Raw genomic sequence first — 15700 nt, 5'->3', positions numbered from 1 at the left:
GACTATACCAAGGGGAATGAATGAAACCTAGCTTCACTAAATTAGAAAAAATATTAGGAATTATTTTTCTTATGTTAATGCCTATTTTTTCGTTATTAGTCCTTTTTGTTAAGGGTTACACTGAATGGATTCTGTTACTTGGGCTAATTACATTCATTGTTGGGTATTTACCAGTAAAGAAATATGGAAAAATAAAAGATTTTGAGAAGGAATCAAGAACATTTTAAGTTTTGCACATACATAGGAGAAGATTTATGGATCAAGAAGAAGCTATCACAGGCATTAGAAAAATCAATATAAGTTTAGCTGAACGAGAGTTTAAAGCTAAACCAATCTATGCTTATGATGTATTTATAAGTGAAAAAGAATATGCGGAAATGTTGGCAAATGAGAAGAAAAGTTTGCGTAATTGGGCTTACCAAATTTGGTACTATATTTTGTATTTTGCAAGACTTGCCTATAAATCAGTGAGTGTTGCGCTAAGTATTATTTTTGTAATATTGTTTTTTTCTTTTATAACAAACGATCCTGTAAAAGTAATGAGTTTAGATGAACTAATACTACTAATTAGAAGCCTCACTCCTTTAATATCTATATTTGCTTGCGTTGTTTTATTGTTATCAAATCCTAGTTTAAGATACCCTAAAAATATATTTATGGTTGAGGTGTTAAAAAAACTTTATCGGAAAGCTCAAGAAAACAATAATTGTTAAGTTTTGAATAGGGATAAATCTTATGGAGATGATATTATCATATGTTTCTTTTATATCTCTCACCATTTCAATGTATATAAACATTTGGAATTTAATATCAAGTAAAACAACAATAAGAAGAATAAAGTTTTTTTACTTTTTTTTGATATTAGGTATTGTATCAATCCTATTAGATATTTATTGGCAAGGTAAGTTTTTCTAAGTGTTAAGTTTTGAATATAAGGAGTTAAAAAATGGAAGAAACTGGAATTTATGTAAACGGTGCATTTATCAATTGCGATATAAAAAACTTAGAAATTTTGATTAAGGGTAATGTTCAAAAGCTAAATATTGGAACAAATGCTCAAGCAGTAACAACAACGAATACTCATACTGTTACAAATATAGGAAATATAGGAAATATAGGAAATATAGGAACAATTATCAACTATTCAGTAGATAATGAAAAAATAATTGAAGAGATTCCATCTATAAGAATAAATGTAGATGGTGATATAAATAGTCTTATAGCCAATATCGGTAATGTTTTTTGTAAAAATACAAACTCAATTGAAACAACATCAGGTGGGGTAAATGTAAGTGGTAATGTATCTGGCTCAGTCAAAAGTATGTCTGGGGGTATCAATGTTAAAGGTAATGTAGGAGGCAATGCAAGTTCTATATCTGGCTCAGTAATTGTAAATAAAATTTAAGTTTTGAACAAAGGAACAAAAAATGGAAAAAATCACAATTCGCCTAAATTATTGTCTAGCAGACAATGAAATTCGATTAGCAAACATAGATAAATTAAAGCTAATCATTTATTTATGTGAAATGAAATTGGAAAAAGGTATTGATTTACCTTTTAAAGAGGTAACAGTAATAGGTACAGATTATATATCTGATGATTACACTCTGACAAAATCGTTGGGGCAGGTTGTAGCACAATCAAGAAAAATAGGGGTCGTTTTCATTCTATGGGAAAAATGGGAACAAAAAGAATCTGATTTTTCTAAGTGTTGAAAATATAAAAGGAGGATATATGATTACAAAATTACATTATCTAGAAAAAATATCTTCATTAGAGGAACGATTAAGTGAAATTAATGCCAAGGTAAAAAATGATAATCCTGAGTTCATGCAAGAAGATATTGAATCTATAACAATTGAAGCTTATTTCTCACAATTAAACAAAGTACATTATCGTTCAAGGGTTCACCTGATTTTTGTTAAATTAGACTTAATTAAGTCAAGTATAATAAATCTTAATGAACGATTTACTATAGAAGATCTTTCGGAAGATGAGATGAAGGTTATAAATTTTATTATTGAATGTACTGAAGAAGAGTTAGATGAGCTAAGTACTAAAATTGAATAGAAAAAATAGCTTTTATTACCGGGGCATAAGGTATGGCAAAAATTGGTTTTGCTCGTGTTTCTACACTACAACAAGATTTAAATGAACAAATTCGGATTTTACAAGAGTATGGATGTAAAAAAATATTCTCAGGCAAGCATTCCGGAGTATCAATTAAAAATAAAGAACAACTTGATGAGCTTCTTAATTATATCCGTGAGGGAGATGTTGTCGTTGTGACAAAACTTGACCGACTAGGGCGGAGTCTGACCCAGTGCCTAAATACGCTTGAACTATTTAAAAAGAGAAAAGTTGGATTTATAGCTATTCAACAGGGTATTAATACACAAACCCAAGATAACCCAATGGGAACGGCATTGATTCAACTATTGGGCATTTTTGCTGAATTAGAGCGTTCTTTCATTGTGGAGCGTACTCAAGAGGGTAAGCGAGCAAAACTGGCCGCCGGACAAAAAAATGCCCTGGGTGGTCGCCCTCCCAAAGTTACAGATAAACTCCGACGTGAAATTTATAAAGATTTTGAAAAAGGGGTATCAATAAATATTGCAACACAAAAATACAATCTCTCTCGAGCAACTATTGCAAGACTGAAAGGCAATTTTAATCGTTCCAAAATCAGCACCTAATAAAAAAGGCGCCCACCTCCTGGTAAGCGCGCTTTATTAATAAAACATCGGTTCATTTTCCCAGTCAATATCAAACGGCAATTCTTTTACTGGTTCAGTCTTAATTATTCCAGAATCTGATTCAGTTCCTAAATTGACTCGTTCTAATTTACTGTTCCAATTCCCCAATATATGAGCAGGCGTGTATAAATGAAAGTGAACTTCATTTGTTAGGCTATTTCCAATTATGACTTCTCCTGGAATATGTAAGAGAGTCATTTGTATATAACACATTAATGCAGCAGTAAAATCCAAATCTCTTGCTTGAACCCACATTTGTTGCTGAGGGTTAAAGTCCTCTTCACGCAAATAATTATAGGCCTCGATAATCATTACGCCCGAACCACAAGTTGGCTCTTGCAATGTCAAAAAACCACGTCGCTGAATTAAAGCGTGACAATCTGATAATGTCATTGCAGCCATTGCATGTGCGATGTGACTGGGCGTGAAGTGTTGCGCTTTATATCTATCGCCGAGTTCTAATCCCATAAAGACCGAGCCTAGAAAGTCGTAACTTTTATACTCTAAGGCTTGAACGAGAATTACCGACAAGCGAACAAGCGCTTGTTTTTCTTCTTCCGTATAATGCGACACAGCAGTTTGATAACGTTGTTTTAACGTTTCGTCTGCGTGCACTCCATACAAAATGAGATAAAACTCAAGTCCGATAATTGTAATAAAGTCATAAAATACTTCAGAACGTCTATAGTGCGGTGCAATCGATTTAAAAAGTGCGGTAAATTCTTTCTCAAAATCCATAAGATTACTCCTAAAATAACGGGAGTAATCCCACTTTGGGGAATACTCCCCAAAGGGTGGAATGGAAAGTGCCAACAAATTTGTTGGCACAGTAGGTCAAATAAAGATTTAAGCGGCTAATTTATCTTCCGGTAATTTGGAAGCCAAAGCATCAAGCAAGAATTGTGTTGCTTCACGCGCTTGTGAAGATGCGCGGAAAATGGCTTTCTTATCTGCTTTTAGCGCTTTAATCCAGCTGTCGATATACGCTGCATTCTGGGAAATATCATTGCGAACATGAACGTGAGCGCAAGTAAATGCACTGGTGAGTTCGGCGATTAACTCTTCAAATGCATATTGCTCAGAGCCAAATTTATCAAATTTAGCTACACCGTCACGATTTAATCGGTCTTTATGCCCAGTGGCGTGACCACATTCATGCAGTAGTTTTGCATAGTAGTCGTCAGCTGTATTGAATTTTTTGAAATCCGGCATCACAATGCAATCCTTGCGCGGGATATAACAAGCACGATCTTGTGCTTTGTTATAAAGTTGTATACCCATTTTATTGGGTAATACATCTAAATCCGGTCTAGGTTGCATTTCTGAAGATTTTTCCGGTTCAGGAAATTCTTCATAGTATTTTTCTAGACCATCACACTGTTCAATATTGAACACATGATGGCCACGAATAAATACCGATGACTTCATTTTCGGATCACCGTTTTCATCAAGTACAACGTTTCCGTTATCATCTTTTTCTTCAAACATATTTTGTTTATAGAAAATAATAACCGTACTTTTTTCACCAGTACGCACTTGACCACCTAAATGATTTGCACCTTGAAAAGTTACCCACTTGCGTTGAGTAAAGTTTTTTCTCATTGCGCTCATCCAAAGCAGAAGTACGTTGATTCCGGAATATTGACGACCGCTTTCACCGTTGCATGGAATAGCCATTTGTGGCCAACCACTATCCCAAGGTTTCTGCCAGGGCATCACGCCTTGTTCCAATGCTTCAATGATTTGGTCTGTAATTTGTTGATACAAATCTTTTTGTTGAGTTTCTTTTTTCATGGTTGTTCTCCTAATAAAAAAGGGAACAACCGTCCGAATGGGCAATTGTTCCCATTCGGGTAAAAGAAAACCTTGAACACGCCAATGGCATGAGCAAGGTTTATTGTAAAAGAATATGTTTTTTGCTCTTGTTAACGTTTTCTACCTTACATTTAACAAATCTTTTCGGTTTGCGTACGGCGAAACCGTAAAGAAGCGGTATTTTTGTCCGTATTGACTAGGGATATTCACTATAATACGAGTAGAAAACTCATCTTTTCCTCGATTTTTCCAAGCATTTACTGCCTGAGTGCGAACCTCCTCAATAAGAGATTCTGAGGCAAGATGTTTGGTTAAATAAGCAAAACAACTGTTGTGTAATGTCACTTTCATCAGTTTTCTCCTACAACAGGGGAAACTTTTACCCTTAGGGTAAAGTCCCCCTTTGGGTTGAAAATGAATAGCTTATGCAAATTAATGCATAAGATAGTAAAGAGTACCTACTGTACCAACAATACCGACAATCAAAAATAAAATGCTAAATAACGTTGTTCGTTTTAACCACGTTCTTTGCACATCATTAATCATTGCCTCATATTCTTCCGCTTGGCTATCTAGCATCATTTGTAATTCGCAAAGCCGGCGAGCTTCCTCGTCTTCAATACTTTGGTTGATGCCGGATGTTACTTGGGTTACTTTGTTTTTAGCAACAACGAAAAAACGGCCCAAGTGTTTTCCCACACGAAATGAAAATGTTGGAGTTTCAAGAGGGTTACTTGATGGAACATCATAGTGTTCCAATTGAGTGGATGAGGACATAGTCATTCTCCTAATGTGAAATAAAAAAATTCCTTGGAAAAATGATATGTCCCAAGGGAATCATTTTCCCTCGGAAGGTCTTTAAGGTGGCACACCCCACAAAGAGCGTTAATCAATGTGAGAAATTCCTTTCAGCGTGCTGGAATCATTTTGGCTATGATTCTACTTACTCAAAGGTAAGGCGTTGCTTCTCAAGAATCGTGCAACTTATAAGGACTGTTTACACAGCGACTTATCAAAATCAATCATACTTAATAAGATTACTGAATTTCTATTAAAAATTGTTTTTTCAAAATGGAGAATTTATCTCAAAATCAAAAAGAATTTTCCCTATATTCCGCCTTATCATTTCGCTAATGTTTCAACTATCTGATTTCATCGTAAAGGATAGTTATGTCTATAAAAAAATCACTGTTTCTTTTCGGTTTATTACCATTATCAGTATTTTCCCAAGGGACTAATCCCATAATTACTGTTTATTCAACACAAGACTATTCCATCGTTCACGCTGAGCTCGCCAGTCAAATATATTACCTTGATCAGGTTGAGCAATGGGAAAATCGGATGAGTCAACGATTAAGTCCAAACCCCAATATTGCCGCTCAACAAGCGACTCAAATTTTCCAATCCGCTGAATGGAATCAAGCTGAAGAACAGTTAAAACAATCTTATCAGGGACTTATCAGCGGGTGGCAAAATGGCATCAAAAAAGTCCCGGCAATTTTATTTCAATATCCTGGAGCAGAAAACTTGGTTATTTACGGTGAAACGAATGTGGACAAAGCGATCAAGCTATTAACTTCATGGCAACAAAAAAATAAAGAGAGGGATTAAAATGAAATTAATGAAAATGACTTTACCGGCTCTTTGTATTGCCGTTGCATTTTCCGGGCTTCCGGCGCACGCCTCTCTGAACACCGCCTCAATTATGGCATCAAGCTCTTCATTAAGCTGTATTGACTATAAAATCATCGGTACATGCTTTTGGTTATATTGTACAAAATTCGGTTGCGTCATACGTACCTCTATGAAGGTAAAACACTACATTCCGGAAACAGTGATTTCCAGCTACAACCACGATGGTCAAAACCCATGGCAAGAGATGAATCAGTTTAATCAAGGAGCAAAAGGAGGAGAATATCGCTCGCCACAAAAAAATTATACCCAGCTCACATTTAAAAATACGGCAGCGATTGGCCATCCTCAGGGAGCAATAACTCAAATATTGAGAGGTAGCTATTATTGTCAAAGTCAAACAAAACCTTTTGTACCTTATTTCCTGAGTAGCTTGGACTTTTTGGCATGGAACCATGGTATTCCGGAAATGTTTTATCCTGAATCCTTAGTCCCGGGAATGCGGGAGATACGGGAAAATGGTGATACTTGGGGTAATATTTTCCCTCGTAGTGGAACAGTAACACAGGTACATGATTATAAAGCCGCCGCCGTTACAGCTCACCGGGTTGCTGATTTCCTCACACGCAGTGCCCAACCCCACATTTATATTCCGACAGCCAGACAAGAACAAGGACAAAATGGCTATTGGTATCCGGAACCTGTCAAAGAGGCTGTGAGTAACAATCATAAATGGCAGCAATTACATCCCAAAATGTCGCAATCCTGCAGTATTTTTCCGGATACGCCTCCCAATATGGTATCAGAGGATGGCAGTTATGCGTGGGCATTATGGCGTCCTTATAAATGTTGTAAACGACGTGGGCAAAGGTTTTTACACAGTATTGATTGGTCTAATTAATAGGAATTGAATATGAAATTTCACTATGCCGTTAAAGCATCGTATATCGCAATTTCATGCGCAATCTTATCGGTAACTACGCCGGTATCTGCGGATGATAATCCTTTTGGTTTCAATAAGGCGGACTCTATTTTATCGGACAAAGTGTTCTATCAAATTGGCGGTGGTGCTGGCTATATGGCGCCACCAAGTCGAGGTAATATTCCGGCAGCCGAATTTGGTATTGGCTGGAGGGCTAATCTCACGTGCGGTAATTTTGATATTAAAACGAGTATTAAAAATCAGCTAAATGGTTTAACAGAGGGTTTTAAAGAACTTTATAGTAACGTTATAGAATCAGCCACTGGAGCCGTAGCGAGTTTGCCTGCAATGATTATTCAGCGTGCTAATCCTCAGCTGTACGACATCCTGACGAACGGTTTGTATCAAGGGAAGATTGACTTTAATAATCTCAAAACTAGTTGTGAAGATATGTCTAAAAAGCTTGCAGATGTGACTTTAAATGGTCGCTGGTCGCAAAGTGCGGATATGGAATCTTACAAAGATATTACATCTACGGAGCCTGATGCGACAAAAGCCAAAAAGAAATTTGAAAGCCAACAGGGTAGAGAAGGTAAAGAGTGGGTCGGTGGGCAAAAACGAGGCGGAGAAGGACAAGAATCAATCAAGATTGTTGAAGATGTTGCTAAAGCCGGCTATAACATTCAAAACAAACGCAATGTACTTGAGTCAGGGCGCGTTTCCAAGAGTAATTGTAGTGGGTTACTTTGTCAAACTTGGGACAATCCCAAAGAGATGACCGATTGGCTTACACATGTCATTGGTGAGAAACAATTAACGACTTGTAATACAAATTGCGGCACACCAAGTAGTTCTCGTGCCGGTGTAGGGTTGTCTCCAGAAATTGAGCAAGAAAACATTAAAACAGTTACCTTGTTGCAAAAAGCATTGAATATGAGAACTCCTTCAGTTGATATTTTGGCTGAACTCAGTTCAAGTACGGTACCGGTTACACGTGGTTTGATCGAATCTTTACGAGATGATCCGGATGCGCAAGTATTAGGGCAACGCCTGGCTAGTGAAATAGCCGTAGCGAAAACAATGGAAAAAATGCTACTTGCACGCCGTGCTGTATTGACCGGCATGCGTGAACCGAATGTCGCTAATAATAAAGATGCACAAGATGAATTAGAAAAAGTACTCGTCCTAATTGACCGGGAGATTGAACAAATCAGAATGGAAATTGACTTGCAGAAGTCCCTCACCGGTAACTCGGCTGTGGCCATTTTACAAAACAAAGAATTACGTGAATATCATGCAGGTGCGGCGAATGTTGCACGTGACAATGTAGATAAACGTATCAGTGACTTAGCCAATGGTCTTAATGATACATCTGCTGAAACGATGAATGCAGACGATATTACTATTCCACATAACAACATTACGTTCCAACTACCTCAGGTATCAAATTCCTTTTCTTATACCGGAATCGGTGGAACATCCGGTACAGGCTCCGGCCAAAAGGGAAATGCGGCTTACTCTTCCATTCCGGCAATTAACGGTACAGCCTTTGAACAGGCTACCGGGCTCTTAAAAAAATTTGAGGGATTTAGTGGCAAGGCATATTGGGACGTTAATGCTTATCGAACCGGATATGGTTCTGATACAATTACCAAAGCTGACGGGACCATTGTAAAAGTCACGAAAGATACCGTTGTAACTCGTGAGGATGCAGAACGAGACCTAGCTCGTCGCACGCAAGAATTTGCAAATCGTGCTCGAAGTAACGTATCATCAACAACATGGAATAAATTACCGGCAAATGCACAAGCAGCATTAACATCTTATGCGTATAACTATGGTTCATTGACAAAAGATGTGATTGCAGCAGCTCAAGCATCCGCACAATCTGGCGATATGACTGCACTAGCAAATGCTGTTAGAAATCGTCAAACTAATAATAATGGTGAGAATGCAAGACGTCGTAATCAAGAAGCCGATTACATTTTGGGAAAATCTTAAAAGGAGCATTTATGAAAAAATTACTCACTATTGCGATGATGACCGCATGTACGACACCGGTCCTCGCTGCCAACAACACAATTTTTGCTTGCACTACGGACAATGGAAACAAAGTTTCCGTTACAAAATCCGGGACAGATTATGAGTTTGTTTATGGGCAAATTACTTTCAAAAATCCAGTGAAACAAGTTCTTGCAAATCAAGATTCATATGTGGCCGTCGGTTCAGGGTTTATTACCAGCTCATTAGAAATGAAAAATAACGGCACAAGTTATACTATCCAATTCGTGCAGCCTCGTGATGGTAAAAATATTGAGGAGCCGACCCTCTACATCACTAACGGCAGCAAAATGGATACTGTAAGCTGTAAAGCTGGAAGTGCGGTTCAAAACTTTGAACGCCGTAGTATGAAATCCTCCTAAAACATCCAATACGTACAAAATAAGCGGGAAAACCCGCTTATTTTTTTACCTCTAAATTCAGGTATCAAATTACTAAAATAGCATCCATTACTCATTAAAAGTCAATTTTATGCAAATGTTTCGCAAAATGATAAATGAGAGTATACTGAAGCGTATGGATACGTTGATGGATACAGGAGAAAATGATGAGAGATGCAGAAAAATTCGGACATACCGTCGGGCGATTCTTTAAGAAAATTGACCGCACTTTATCGTTTCTCCCGGAAAGGCCACGTAAAGCGGTTATAACGGCTGCTGTACTTACGGTGAGTCCGGTTTGGTTTGGTATTATCGCTTATAAAACTAAGGGTAAGGATGTTATTTACAGTACACAAACAGAAAATGAATACGAACAAGAAGAAAACTGTACATTGTTAGGTGGAGTTGATCTTCATGCCAGTTTGGGAGATGATAACTATGATGGTTGGCGTTTTGGAAAGGATGGCTATGGTCTTTATGCTCAAGGTAGGAAAGTTATCTAATGTCAAATAAAAAAGAATAAAGCAGAAAGTTTAACATTTCTGCTTTATTTTGTTTTAGGCTTTATCAAAGCCACTTTTTATTATTTCACCAGCAGCTTTAGCTACGTCTCCGCCTTTAGCGCCTGCGCTGTAACTTAATTCTGTTCCTTTAGACAAGTGGGTGGCCATATTGCCCAAATTAAATCCAGCCCAAGTCATTGCCCCAAACCATAAGCTCGGAAGTACAATAAATAAGCTGCCCATAACAAAATTCGAAATAATGTCATCTTGTGCATTTTCTAGAAAATGGATATTTAAGATATTATGAGAGGGTGAGCTATATAAGATATCGATCATAGCCGAATCGAGCCAGCGAGCCAATTCCCACCAAAATGTTGTTGTCACGAGTGCAAAATGCACGAAGCTTAGGGTGACTACAGTTTTGATAGAGAAGCCGCTTAAGATAGTGATAACCGGAATTAAGATAATCAATGCCATCATCATAAACGCTTGTACCATCGGCAGTGCTTGACGCATTGCATCAAGCCCGGGAAAAATAGCGAGACTACCTACCGCACTTCCTACGGTTGAGGTTAAGCGCGTCACGGCGTTCCAGAATCCACCTTCCACACTACCACCGTATCCTTGGTATATTTTTCCTTTCGAAACATCCATATTTTCCACACGTAATAAGGTTCTTAATAAGGCCTCATCTCGATTATCAATGGAATTAAAGAAGTCACTTACTTGCGCCGAAAAATTTTGTCGGACATCAGCAAGTAAGCGAGACTTGAGTCCGGCACCATTTTCATCCCACCATTGGTCGCAACTTGGATATCCACCTTTGCCAGTATCCGGTAATGCCGTATCACGTGTTGCATTATAGGGAAACGTACTAATCGGTTGTTGCGCTCGAAAGCGAGGGTAGAGCTCGCTGTTATTAATCAGTAACTTTCCTCCCAGCCAAGAGGTTTCACGGATCTGTGCCGGTGTTAAAGTGAGTTGACTTGTTTGTAACTTTTGGCGTGCTGGGATATAGCATTGTTGCACAAATTGCTGTACTTCTGTCAACAATGCCGGATTATTAATTTTTTGGTGTTGAACCTCAAAGCGTATTTGACGTAAATCACGCTGACAAGGCAGTATGGACGTCATGCCATAAGTTACCCCTTTGTTAATCTTATGCATCAACATCCACCAAATCGGCATTCGAGCCTGTCTGTCTCCCAAAGTTGTAGAAAAGGGAGCGTAACCGGATTTATTTGGTGCATTGGGGACTTTATAGCCACATTGTACGGAGGCACGTTCATTATATTCGATATTATTTAGGGATATTGGAATTAATGGTGCAAGCGTCAAAACGATAATTAGCATTGCAGGAAGTAATTCAATGGTTAGCCAGCGAATTAAAAGCTCACCTTTTTCCCCTTCATCATCCCCTTGTTTTGATACATCACGCCAAATTTTGATAACCATGCCAATAAGGGGAATTAACCATAATCCGGTACCAACAAATAACACAAAAATCCCATTGTTTAGTAACCAGCCTAATAGTGTCAGAAAATATTCAAGGTAACTGTCGACTGAAAATGTCATATTTCCTCCTAGGCGAGACTTATTTGAGTAATAGCTTCAGCTACAATCAATATCATGGCAATTAACCATTTGGCCCTTGTTGGCATAGCGGTCGGCTGACGTCGAGCAATGGCGAATACCATGGACATCACCATCCCGTAGAGTAGAAAGCGTACGATAAACCAGAACCATCGAGTTTCGATAAACCATGCGCGAATATCTGTATTTTGTAGATATTCACCGGCAAAAATACCGATAGCGGTTAAGATGAGACATAGGAATATAAAGCTCCCAAGAAGTCGAAGCGCACTTTTGCACCATTCTCTTGCCATTGATTGTTTACCTTGTAACATAAGCGCTCCTTATGAATTACTCACAACCTTATCCCCAAAAACTGGGGATAAGTCCTCTGTCATTAGCCACGTGGCTGAGAGTTGCCAAAGCAAATATTGAATAAGCCAATACGCATCGACATGATCGGTGACCTCCACATTAAGCCTTGCCGGCCAATTTTCAGGAGAAAACATCTCAGGTAATTGAAAATGCCCAGCAATATTCAATAATAAATGTACGTCACTTTTTTCACCTACAATATGCACTTTCCAACTTGATTGAGTAAATATCCGTTGAGGAAAAGCACTTAATCGGCAATTTGCTCCGATTTTTGCTTTAATTTGTGCAATGAAATGCGCAATATATGTTTGTACTTCATCAGAAGTGAAGACCAGTGATTGAATGCGCGGACCAATCTCAAAAATACGATGAAAAATCATGTTAGGCTGCGATAGAGTTAAGTGCGTCATTGACTGCAATCCCCCGTTTTTTATCTAAGTCTTTTGCAACCATCAATGCCGCATCTAACTCAGTACAGTTATGTTCCATCATTAATTGTTTGCGTTGTGCTTTTTCGTGTTTCTCAGTCATCCCAAGAGCCAAATAAAGACTTGGTGGCACCACACGGAATAAGGCTTCCATATTGGTCGCAAGTACAACGCCTTCAGTATATTTCTTGTCTGCTTTTTTGGCCGACAATAACATGAGTTTTTGTGCTTCAGATAAGCGCCGGAAACGGTTAACTTGTTCCACTTCATCGTTGGACAGGTTAAGCAATTCCCACCATTCAACCATGCTGAGTAACTTACCAGCCTCTTCCGGAAAGTCAGCCATATTTTGTGTGGCTAACCACAACCAAATACCCAGCTTACGCCACATTTTTGAACCTTTAACGAGAAATTTCGCCAACAGCGGGTTGACCGTAATAATGTGCGATTCATCCGTAATATTGACGATAGGGCGGAAGCTGTGTTGGTACTTTTCACCCAATGAGTTGATATGGTTAATCAGGGAAATATACGCAATCGCCAGTTCAGCTTCGTAGCCATCACGGGCAAACATGGCCAGATCTACCAGGGTAATATCTGCCTCCGGCCAAATTTCGCCTTCTCGGTTAAAGAAACGCCCATTGACACCTGTACAGAAGATATCCATTGCCTCTGCCATATCTGCAAGACGAGAGGCGCGCTCCGGGCGAATATCCGGACGACGACTGAGTTCTTCTAGAGCCGCTTTCACATCTCCGGTTAACACTTGACGAGGTGGTATTTCTTGAACCGTTTTCTCTGCCGCCAATAAAATTGCCTGGCGAATTGCTGAACGGTCGGCTCGACTCATTTTGTCATCTTCTTTGGCTTCGCCACCGGTGATCATCAAGCGCGCAGTTAATTCCATTTCCGCTAATAAATCACGCTGTTCTTCGCCTTCTTCGTCGCTATCGTCGTCATCTCGTACCTCGAGATCTACATCCATTTCCAATAAACGGTGAGCTTCAGAAAAGAGTGGTAAGGCAATATTACTACTTGGCTCAAGGGATACGCGGTTTACCGTTAAACCGTAACGTTCCGCATAATCGGCAAACAAACCAAAGGAGTTACCGGCTTCAACGATAAAAAGACGTGGACGATGTACCGCCATAAGCTGTGCCATCTGTCCGGTTAAAGTTGCGGACTTACCTGAACCAGTCGGCCCTAAAATGAGTTTATGGGCATTTTTCGTCCGGTCTTTAGGGTTTAATGGGTCAAAATCTAATGGGCTTCCACCGCGGTTAAAATAGGTAATTCCCGGGTGTCCTGTGCCGGTTTCCCGACCGAATACGGGCAACATATTGGCAATGTGTTGTACCCAATAATATTTGGTATAAAAACGCGATTTTGCATCTAATTGCGGATTAAAGTTCATTGGTAGCCAGCGTAGATAGCTATTTAGCGGGGCAACTTCATTACCTTCTTTAACTGGCACGAGATTGTTACTTAATAAAACGGTTCTTAGCTCTCTTGCACGATTTCGAAGCTCTTGCTCATCATTACCATGCACATAAAACACAATACTTGCCTGATAAAGTTTATGACCATCTTTTAAGTATTCCGTTACCGTAGTAGCATCTTGTTTTAAATAAATAGATTCATAGTTATTGCCTACCGCTCGACTGCTTAATTTATCCAAATGCATCTGTAATTTATCTTGCGGATGGATCACAATCGTAATGCCCATAATGGTTGATTCCGGCAATAAATCAAATAACGCATTAATATTACGACCTCGAGTGACTTCACCTGTCATGTGGCCAACATCCGGCTGTTTACGGATATTATCAACTACGATGACTTCATGAGGTTGCTCATTAAAAAACCAGTAACCGTTTTTGCTTTCCGGTGGCGTAAAAAAGAGATTTTCACTAAAATCTTGGTCTTGCAAGGGGAGATCTGACGCACCGGAAAGAGACAATAAATCGTAACAAGCCTTATCGTCCAATCCGCTAAAATAACGTGATGGATTTGGATTAAACCACTCTAATAACCAACGATGAATTTGGGCTTCATTTTGACGTTCTAGCGTTAAACCTGCGGTGATAAAAGCACTTTGAATACGATCACATGCAGTATTTAACTTTTCAATGGTATCTGTCTCATGGTTGCTAGCATAACGATAAATGACCATGCGGGTCTTGCGCACTTTTCCGGCCCAGGCGGTATTTGTTACCCGATCATCAACAAAAAGCCCACCAGGTTTACCTACCGCTTTTAAATGGCGTTCCATTTCATCAAGCCACTGCTCTGTAAAGGCACTACCGCTAGCTTCAGGTGAGCTGGTTTTAATATACTGTCTTAGATTTTCAACATAACTGCTTAGATTTTTGTCATCCTGGCAAAAGAATTGCACGACGTAAGGATGGGTATCAAGCTCATCGAAACTATCTTGCAAGGCATCTTTAACCAGTGTGCGAACACGATTAAGGTAATCGCTACTTCTACCTTCAGTCCCTATGGGCTTAACATCAAATACTACACCGGCACTTTTCGCATCATCAAAGAGCATGACGCCTTCTTCTGCAAGATACTCAGCGTAAGGCAGGTGACTGATAAAAGAGGGATCACGGCCATAAAGTGTTTTGACATGCTGTGCTTGGGTTATTTTACGATTACGAAGAATGGGGCGAATCTCGACTGCTTCTTGTATCCCATTCTCATCCGCTATTGGTGTATTTCCCTTAATCGATGCCGGTATCGGATTTTCTTTAGATTGAGCGCTTTTCGGGCTTTTCCCCTGCTTATCAGGGAAAAAAGCACCTAATACATCTTGGAATAGTGCCATCGTTGTTACCTTACTTAATACATTTTTGTACGTTCACCTGGCTGGGCATATTGCACCCGACCATAAAACGGAATAACGGAAGAGTAGCCTGGTACGGGCATTTGTTCGGAAGAGTCTGTTAAGTGCGGATAAACATACATTACTAAATCCGGATTAGGTAAACGAGGAAATAGATTTTGGGTTTCATTTTCAGCCGTCCGAGTATATGTTTGTTGTTCACGTGCCGAGACATAATTGGGTGCATCAATCAAACGACCATTGTGCGAGCGATAGGCACTAATATTACTGTTATCGCCAGCCCCCTTATTCCAAATATCTTTCATGGTTGAATCACCAGTCGGCAATAAATCACGTTGAGAGGTTGAGCAACCGGTTAAAAGACTGCCAATGGCGAAGATCACGCCTGTCATCATTAATACTTTCATTATT

Annotated in this window: 20 protein-coding genes; 11 read left to right on the top strand and 9 right to left on the bottom strand. The window is 39.2% G+C overall.

The annotated features are described in order from the left end of the window. The first annotated feature begins 20 nt into the window (after positions 1-20). The 6 genes from QZ106_RS01490 to QZ106_RS01465 all read left to right on the top strand — a co-directional run bounded on the left by QZ106_RS01490 (position 21) and on the right by QZ106_RS01465 (position 2696). Positions 21-227 carry a hypothetical protein gene (locus tag QZ106_RS01490; protein ID WP_295973350.1) on the top strand — a complete coding sequence of 69 codons (207 nt, stop codon included), beginning with the start codon at positions 21-23 and terminating at the stop codon, positions 225-227. Positions 228-254: 27 nt separating this feature from the next. Next, complete coding sequence (locus tag QZ106_RS01485) at positions 255-713, top strand: hypothetical protein (RefSeq protein WP_295973347.1); 459 nt, start codon at positions 255-257, stop codon at positions 711-713. Between the two features lie 233 nt (positions 714-946). Beyond that, complete coding sequence (locus tag QZ106_RS01480; protein WP_295973344.1) at positions 947-1405, top strand: hypothetical protein; 459 nt, start codon at positions 947-949, stop codon at positions 1403-1405. 22 nt (positions 1406-1427) lie between these two features. Beyond that, the gene (locus tag QZ106_RS01475; RefSeq protein ID WP_295973342.1) at positions 1428-1715 is read left to right on the top strand and encodes a hypothetical protein; all 288 of its coding nucleotides are present in this window, start codon (positions 1428-1430) and stop codon (positions 1713-1715) included. A 19-nt stretch (positions 1716-1734) separates the two neighbouring features. Further along, positions 1735-2070 carry a hypothetical protein gene (locus tag QZ106_RS01470; RefSeq protein WP_295973339.1) on the top strand — a complete coding sequence of 112 codons (336 nt, stop codon included), beginning with the start codon at positions 1735-1737 and terminating at the stop codon, positions 2068-2070. Positions 2071-2102: 32 nt separating this feature from the next. Next, positions 2103-2696, top strand: a complete 594-nt coding sequence (locus tag QZ106_RS01465) for a recombinase family protein (protein WP_295973337.1) — start codon at positions 2103-2105, stop codon at positions 2694-2696. Between the two features lie 36 nt (positions 2697-2732). Here QZ106_RS01465 and QZ106_RS01460 read toward each other — a convergent pair whose 3' ends face one another. The 4 genes from QZ106_RS01460 to QZ106_RS01445 all read right to left on the bottom strand — a co-directional run bounded on the left by QZ106_RS01460 (position 2733) and on the right by QZ106_RS01445 (position 5348). Then, entirely contained in the window at positions 2733-3494 is a 762-nt protein-coding gene (locus QZ106_RS01460; RefSeq protein WP_295973334.1) for an N-6 DNA methylase, read from the bottom strand. Between the two features lie 108 nt (positions 3495-3602). Beyond that, a complete protein-coding gene (locus tag QZ106_RS01455) occupies positions 3603-4550 on the bottom strand; it encodes a zincin-like metallopeptidase domain-containing protein (RefSeq protein ID WP_295973332.1) in 948 nt (315 codons plus the stop codon). 141 nt (positions 4551-4691) lie between these two features. Beyond that, positions 4692-4922, bottom strand: coding sequence for a hypothetical protein (locus QZ106_RS01450; protein WP_295973329.1), 231 nt, complete (start codon positions 4920-4922; stop codon positions 4692-4694). 81 nt (positions 4923-5003) lie between these two features. Beyond that, a complete protein-coding gene (locus QZ106_RS01445) occupies positions 5004-5348 on the bottom strand; it encodes a hypothetical protein (protein ID WP_295973328.1) in 345 nt (114 codons plus the stop codon). A 393-nt stretch (positions 5349-5741) separates the two neighbouring features. Between QZ106_RS01445 and QZ106_RS01440 the strand changes: the two genes are divergently transcribed. The 5 genes from QZ106_RS01440 (at position 5742) to QZ106_RS01420 (ending at position 10069) form a co-directional block, all read left to right on the top strand. Then, complete coding sequence (locus QZ106_RS01440) at positions 5742-6182, top strand: TIGR03757 family integrating conjugative element protein (RefSeq protein ID WP_295973325.1); 441 nt, start codon at positions 5742-5744, stop codon at positions 6180-6182. Position 6183: 1 nt separating this feature from the next. Beyond that, complete coding sequence (locus tag QZ106_RS01435) at positions 6184-7104, top strand: TIGR03756 family integrating conjugative element protein (RefSeq protein ID WP_295973322.1); 921 nt, start codon at positions 6184-6186, stop codon at positions 7102-7104. 12 nt (positions 7105-7116) lie between these two features. Further along, a complete protein-coding gene (locus tag QZ106_RS01430; protein WP_295973320.1) occupies positions 7117-9126 on the top strand; it encodes an integrating conjugative element protein in 2010 nt (669 codons plus the stop codon). A gap of 11 nt (positions 9127-9137) precedes the next feature. Then, positions 9138-9548, top strand: coding sequence for a hypothetical protein (locus QZ106_RS01425; protein ID WP_295973318.1), 411 nt, complete (start codon positions 9138-9140; stop codon positions 9546-9548). A 185-nt stretch (positions 9549-9733) separates the two neighbouring features. Continuing rightward, complete coding sequence (locus tag QZ106_RS01420; protein ID WP_295973315.1) at positions 9734-10069, top strand: hypothetical protein; 336 nt, start codon at positions 9734-9736, stop codon at positions 10067-10069. A gap of 54 nt (positions 10070-10123) precedes the next feature. Here the strand turns inward: QZ106_RS01420 and QZ106_RS01415 are convergent, their stop codons facing one another. Genes QZ106_RS01415 through QZ106_RS01395 form a run of 5 tightly spaced genes read right to left on the bottom strand, consistent with a single transcriptional unit; the run spans position 10124 to position 15696 of the window. Further along, a complete protein-coding gene (locus QZ106_RS01415) occupies positions 10124-11644 on the bottom strand; it encodes a conjugal transfer protein TraG N-terminal domain-containing protein (protein WP_295973312.1) in 1521 nt (506 codons plus the stop codon). Between the two features lie 8 nt (positions 11645-11652). After that, positions 11653-11976: a hypothetical protein gene (locus QZ106_RS01410; protein ID WP_295973309.1), complete on the bottom strand. Its 324-nt coding sequence runs from the start codon at positions 11974-11976 to the stop codon at positions 11653-11655. Between the two features lie 9 nt (positions 11977-11985). After that, positions 11986-12396, bottom strand: a complete 411-nt coding sequence (locus tag QZ106_RS01405) for a hypothetical protein (protein ID WP_295973307.1) — start codon at positions 12394-12396, stop codon at positions 11986-11988. Between the two features lies 1 nt (position 12397). Beyond that, positions 12398-15271, bottom strand: a complete 2874-nt coding sequence (locus QZ106_RS01400; RefSeq protein WP_295973305.1) for a conjugative transfer ATPase — start codon at positions 15269-15271, stop codon at positions 12398-12400. A gap of 14 nt (positions 15272-15285) precedes the next feature. Further along, the gene (locus tag QZ106_RS01395; RefSeq protein ID WP_295973300.1) at positions 15286-15696 is read right to left on the bottom strand and encodes a TIGR03751 family conjugal transfer lipoprotein; all 411 of its coding nucleotides are present in this window, start codon (positions 15694-15696) and stop codon (positions 15286-15288) included. Positions 15697-15700: the final 4 nt, after the last annotated feature.

It is taken from the genome of uncultured Aggregatibacter sp. (assembly GCF_901873365.1).
Classification (GTDB): Bacteria; Pseudomonadota; Gammaproteobacteria; order Enterobacterales; family Pasteurellaceae; genus Aggregatibacter.
This window is presented reverse-complemented; position numbering and strand designations above follow the sequence as displayed.

Bases quoted from the DNA above. Each gene is read 5' to 3' on its own strand.
- QZ106_RS01490 (WP_295973350.1), top strand. From the start codon at position 21: ATGAAACCTAGCTTCACTAAATTAGAAAAAATATTAGGAATTATTTTT.
- QZ106_RS01485 (WP_295973347.1), top strand. From the start codon at position 255: ATGGATCAAGAAGAAGCTATCACAGGCATTAGAAAAATCAATATAAGT.
- QZ106_RS01480 (WP_295973344.1), top strand. From the start codon at position 947: ATGGAAGAAACTGGAATTTATGTAAACGGTGCATTTATCAATTGCGAT.
- QZ106_RS01475 (WP_295973342.1), top strand. From the start codon at position 1,428: ATGGAAAAAATCACAATTCGCCTAAATTATTGTCTAGCAGACAATGAA.
- QZ106_RS01470 (WP_295973339.1), top strand. From the start codon at position 1,735: ATGATTACAAAATTACATTATCTAGAAAAAATATCTTCATTAGAGGAA.
- QZ106_RS01465 (WP_295973337.1), top strand. From the start codon at position 2,103: ATGGCAAAAATTGGTTTTGCTCGTGTTTCTACACTACAACAAGATTTA.
- QZ106_RS01460 (WP_295973334.1), bottom strand. From the start codon at position 3,494: ATGGATTTTGAGAAAGAATTTACCGCACTTTTTAAATCGATTGCACCG.
- QZ106_RS01455 (WP_295973332.1), bottom strand. From the start codon at position 4,550: ATGAAAAAAGAAACTCAACAAAAAGATTTGTATCAACAAATTACAGAC.
- QZ106_RS01450 (WP_295973329.1), bottom strand. From the start codon at position 4,922: ATGAAAGTGACATTACACAACAGTTGTTTTGCTTATTTAACCAAACAT.
- QZ106_RS01445 (WP_295973328.1), bottom strand. From the start codon at position 5,348: ATGTCCTCATCCACTCAATTGGAACACTATGATGTTCCATCAAGTAAC.
- QZ106_RS01440 (WP_295973325.1), top strand. From the start codon at position 5,742: ATGTCTATAAAAAAATCACTGTTTCTTTTCGGTTTATTACCATTATCA.
- QZ106_RS01435 (WP_295973322.1), top strand. From the start codon at position 6,184: ATGAAATTAATGAAAATGACTTTACCGGCTCTTTGTATTGCCGTTGCA.
- QZ106_RS01430 (WP_295973320.1), top strand. From the start codon at position 7,117: ATGAAATTTCACTATGCCGTTAAAGCATCGTATATCGCAATTTCATGC.
- QZ106_RS01425 (WP_295973318.1), top strand. From the start codon at position 9,138: ATGAAAAAATTACTCACTATTGCGATGATGACCGCATGTACGACACCG.
- QZ106_RS01420 (WP_295973315.1), top strand. From the start codon at position 9,734: ATGAGAGATGCAGAAAAATTCGGACATACCGTCGGGCGATTCTTTAAG.
- QZ106_RS01415 (WP_295973312.1), bottom strand. From the start codon at position 11,644: ATGACATTTTCAGTCGACAGTTACCTTGAATATTTTCTGACACTATTA.
- QZ106_RS01410 (WP_295973309.1), bottom strand. From the start codon at position 11,976: ATGTTACAAGGTAAACAATCAATGGCAAGAGAATGGTGCAAAAGTGCG.
- QZ106_RS01405 (WP_295973307.1), bottom strand. From the start codon at position 12,396: ATGATTTTTCATCGTATTTTTGAGATTGGTCCGCGCATTCAATCACTG.
- QZ106_RS01400 (WP_295973305.1), bottom strand. From the start codon at position 15,271: ATGGCACTATTCCAAGATGTATTAGGTGCTTTTTTCCCTGATAAGCAG.
- QZ106_RS01395 (WP_295973300.1), bottom strand. From the start codon at position 15,696: ATGAAAGTATTAATGATGACAGGCGTGATCTTCGCCATTGGCAGTCTT.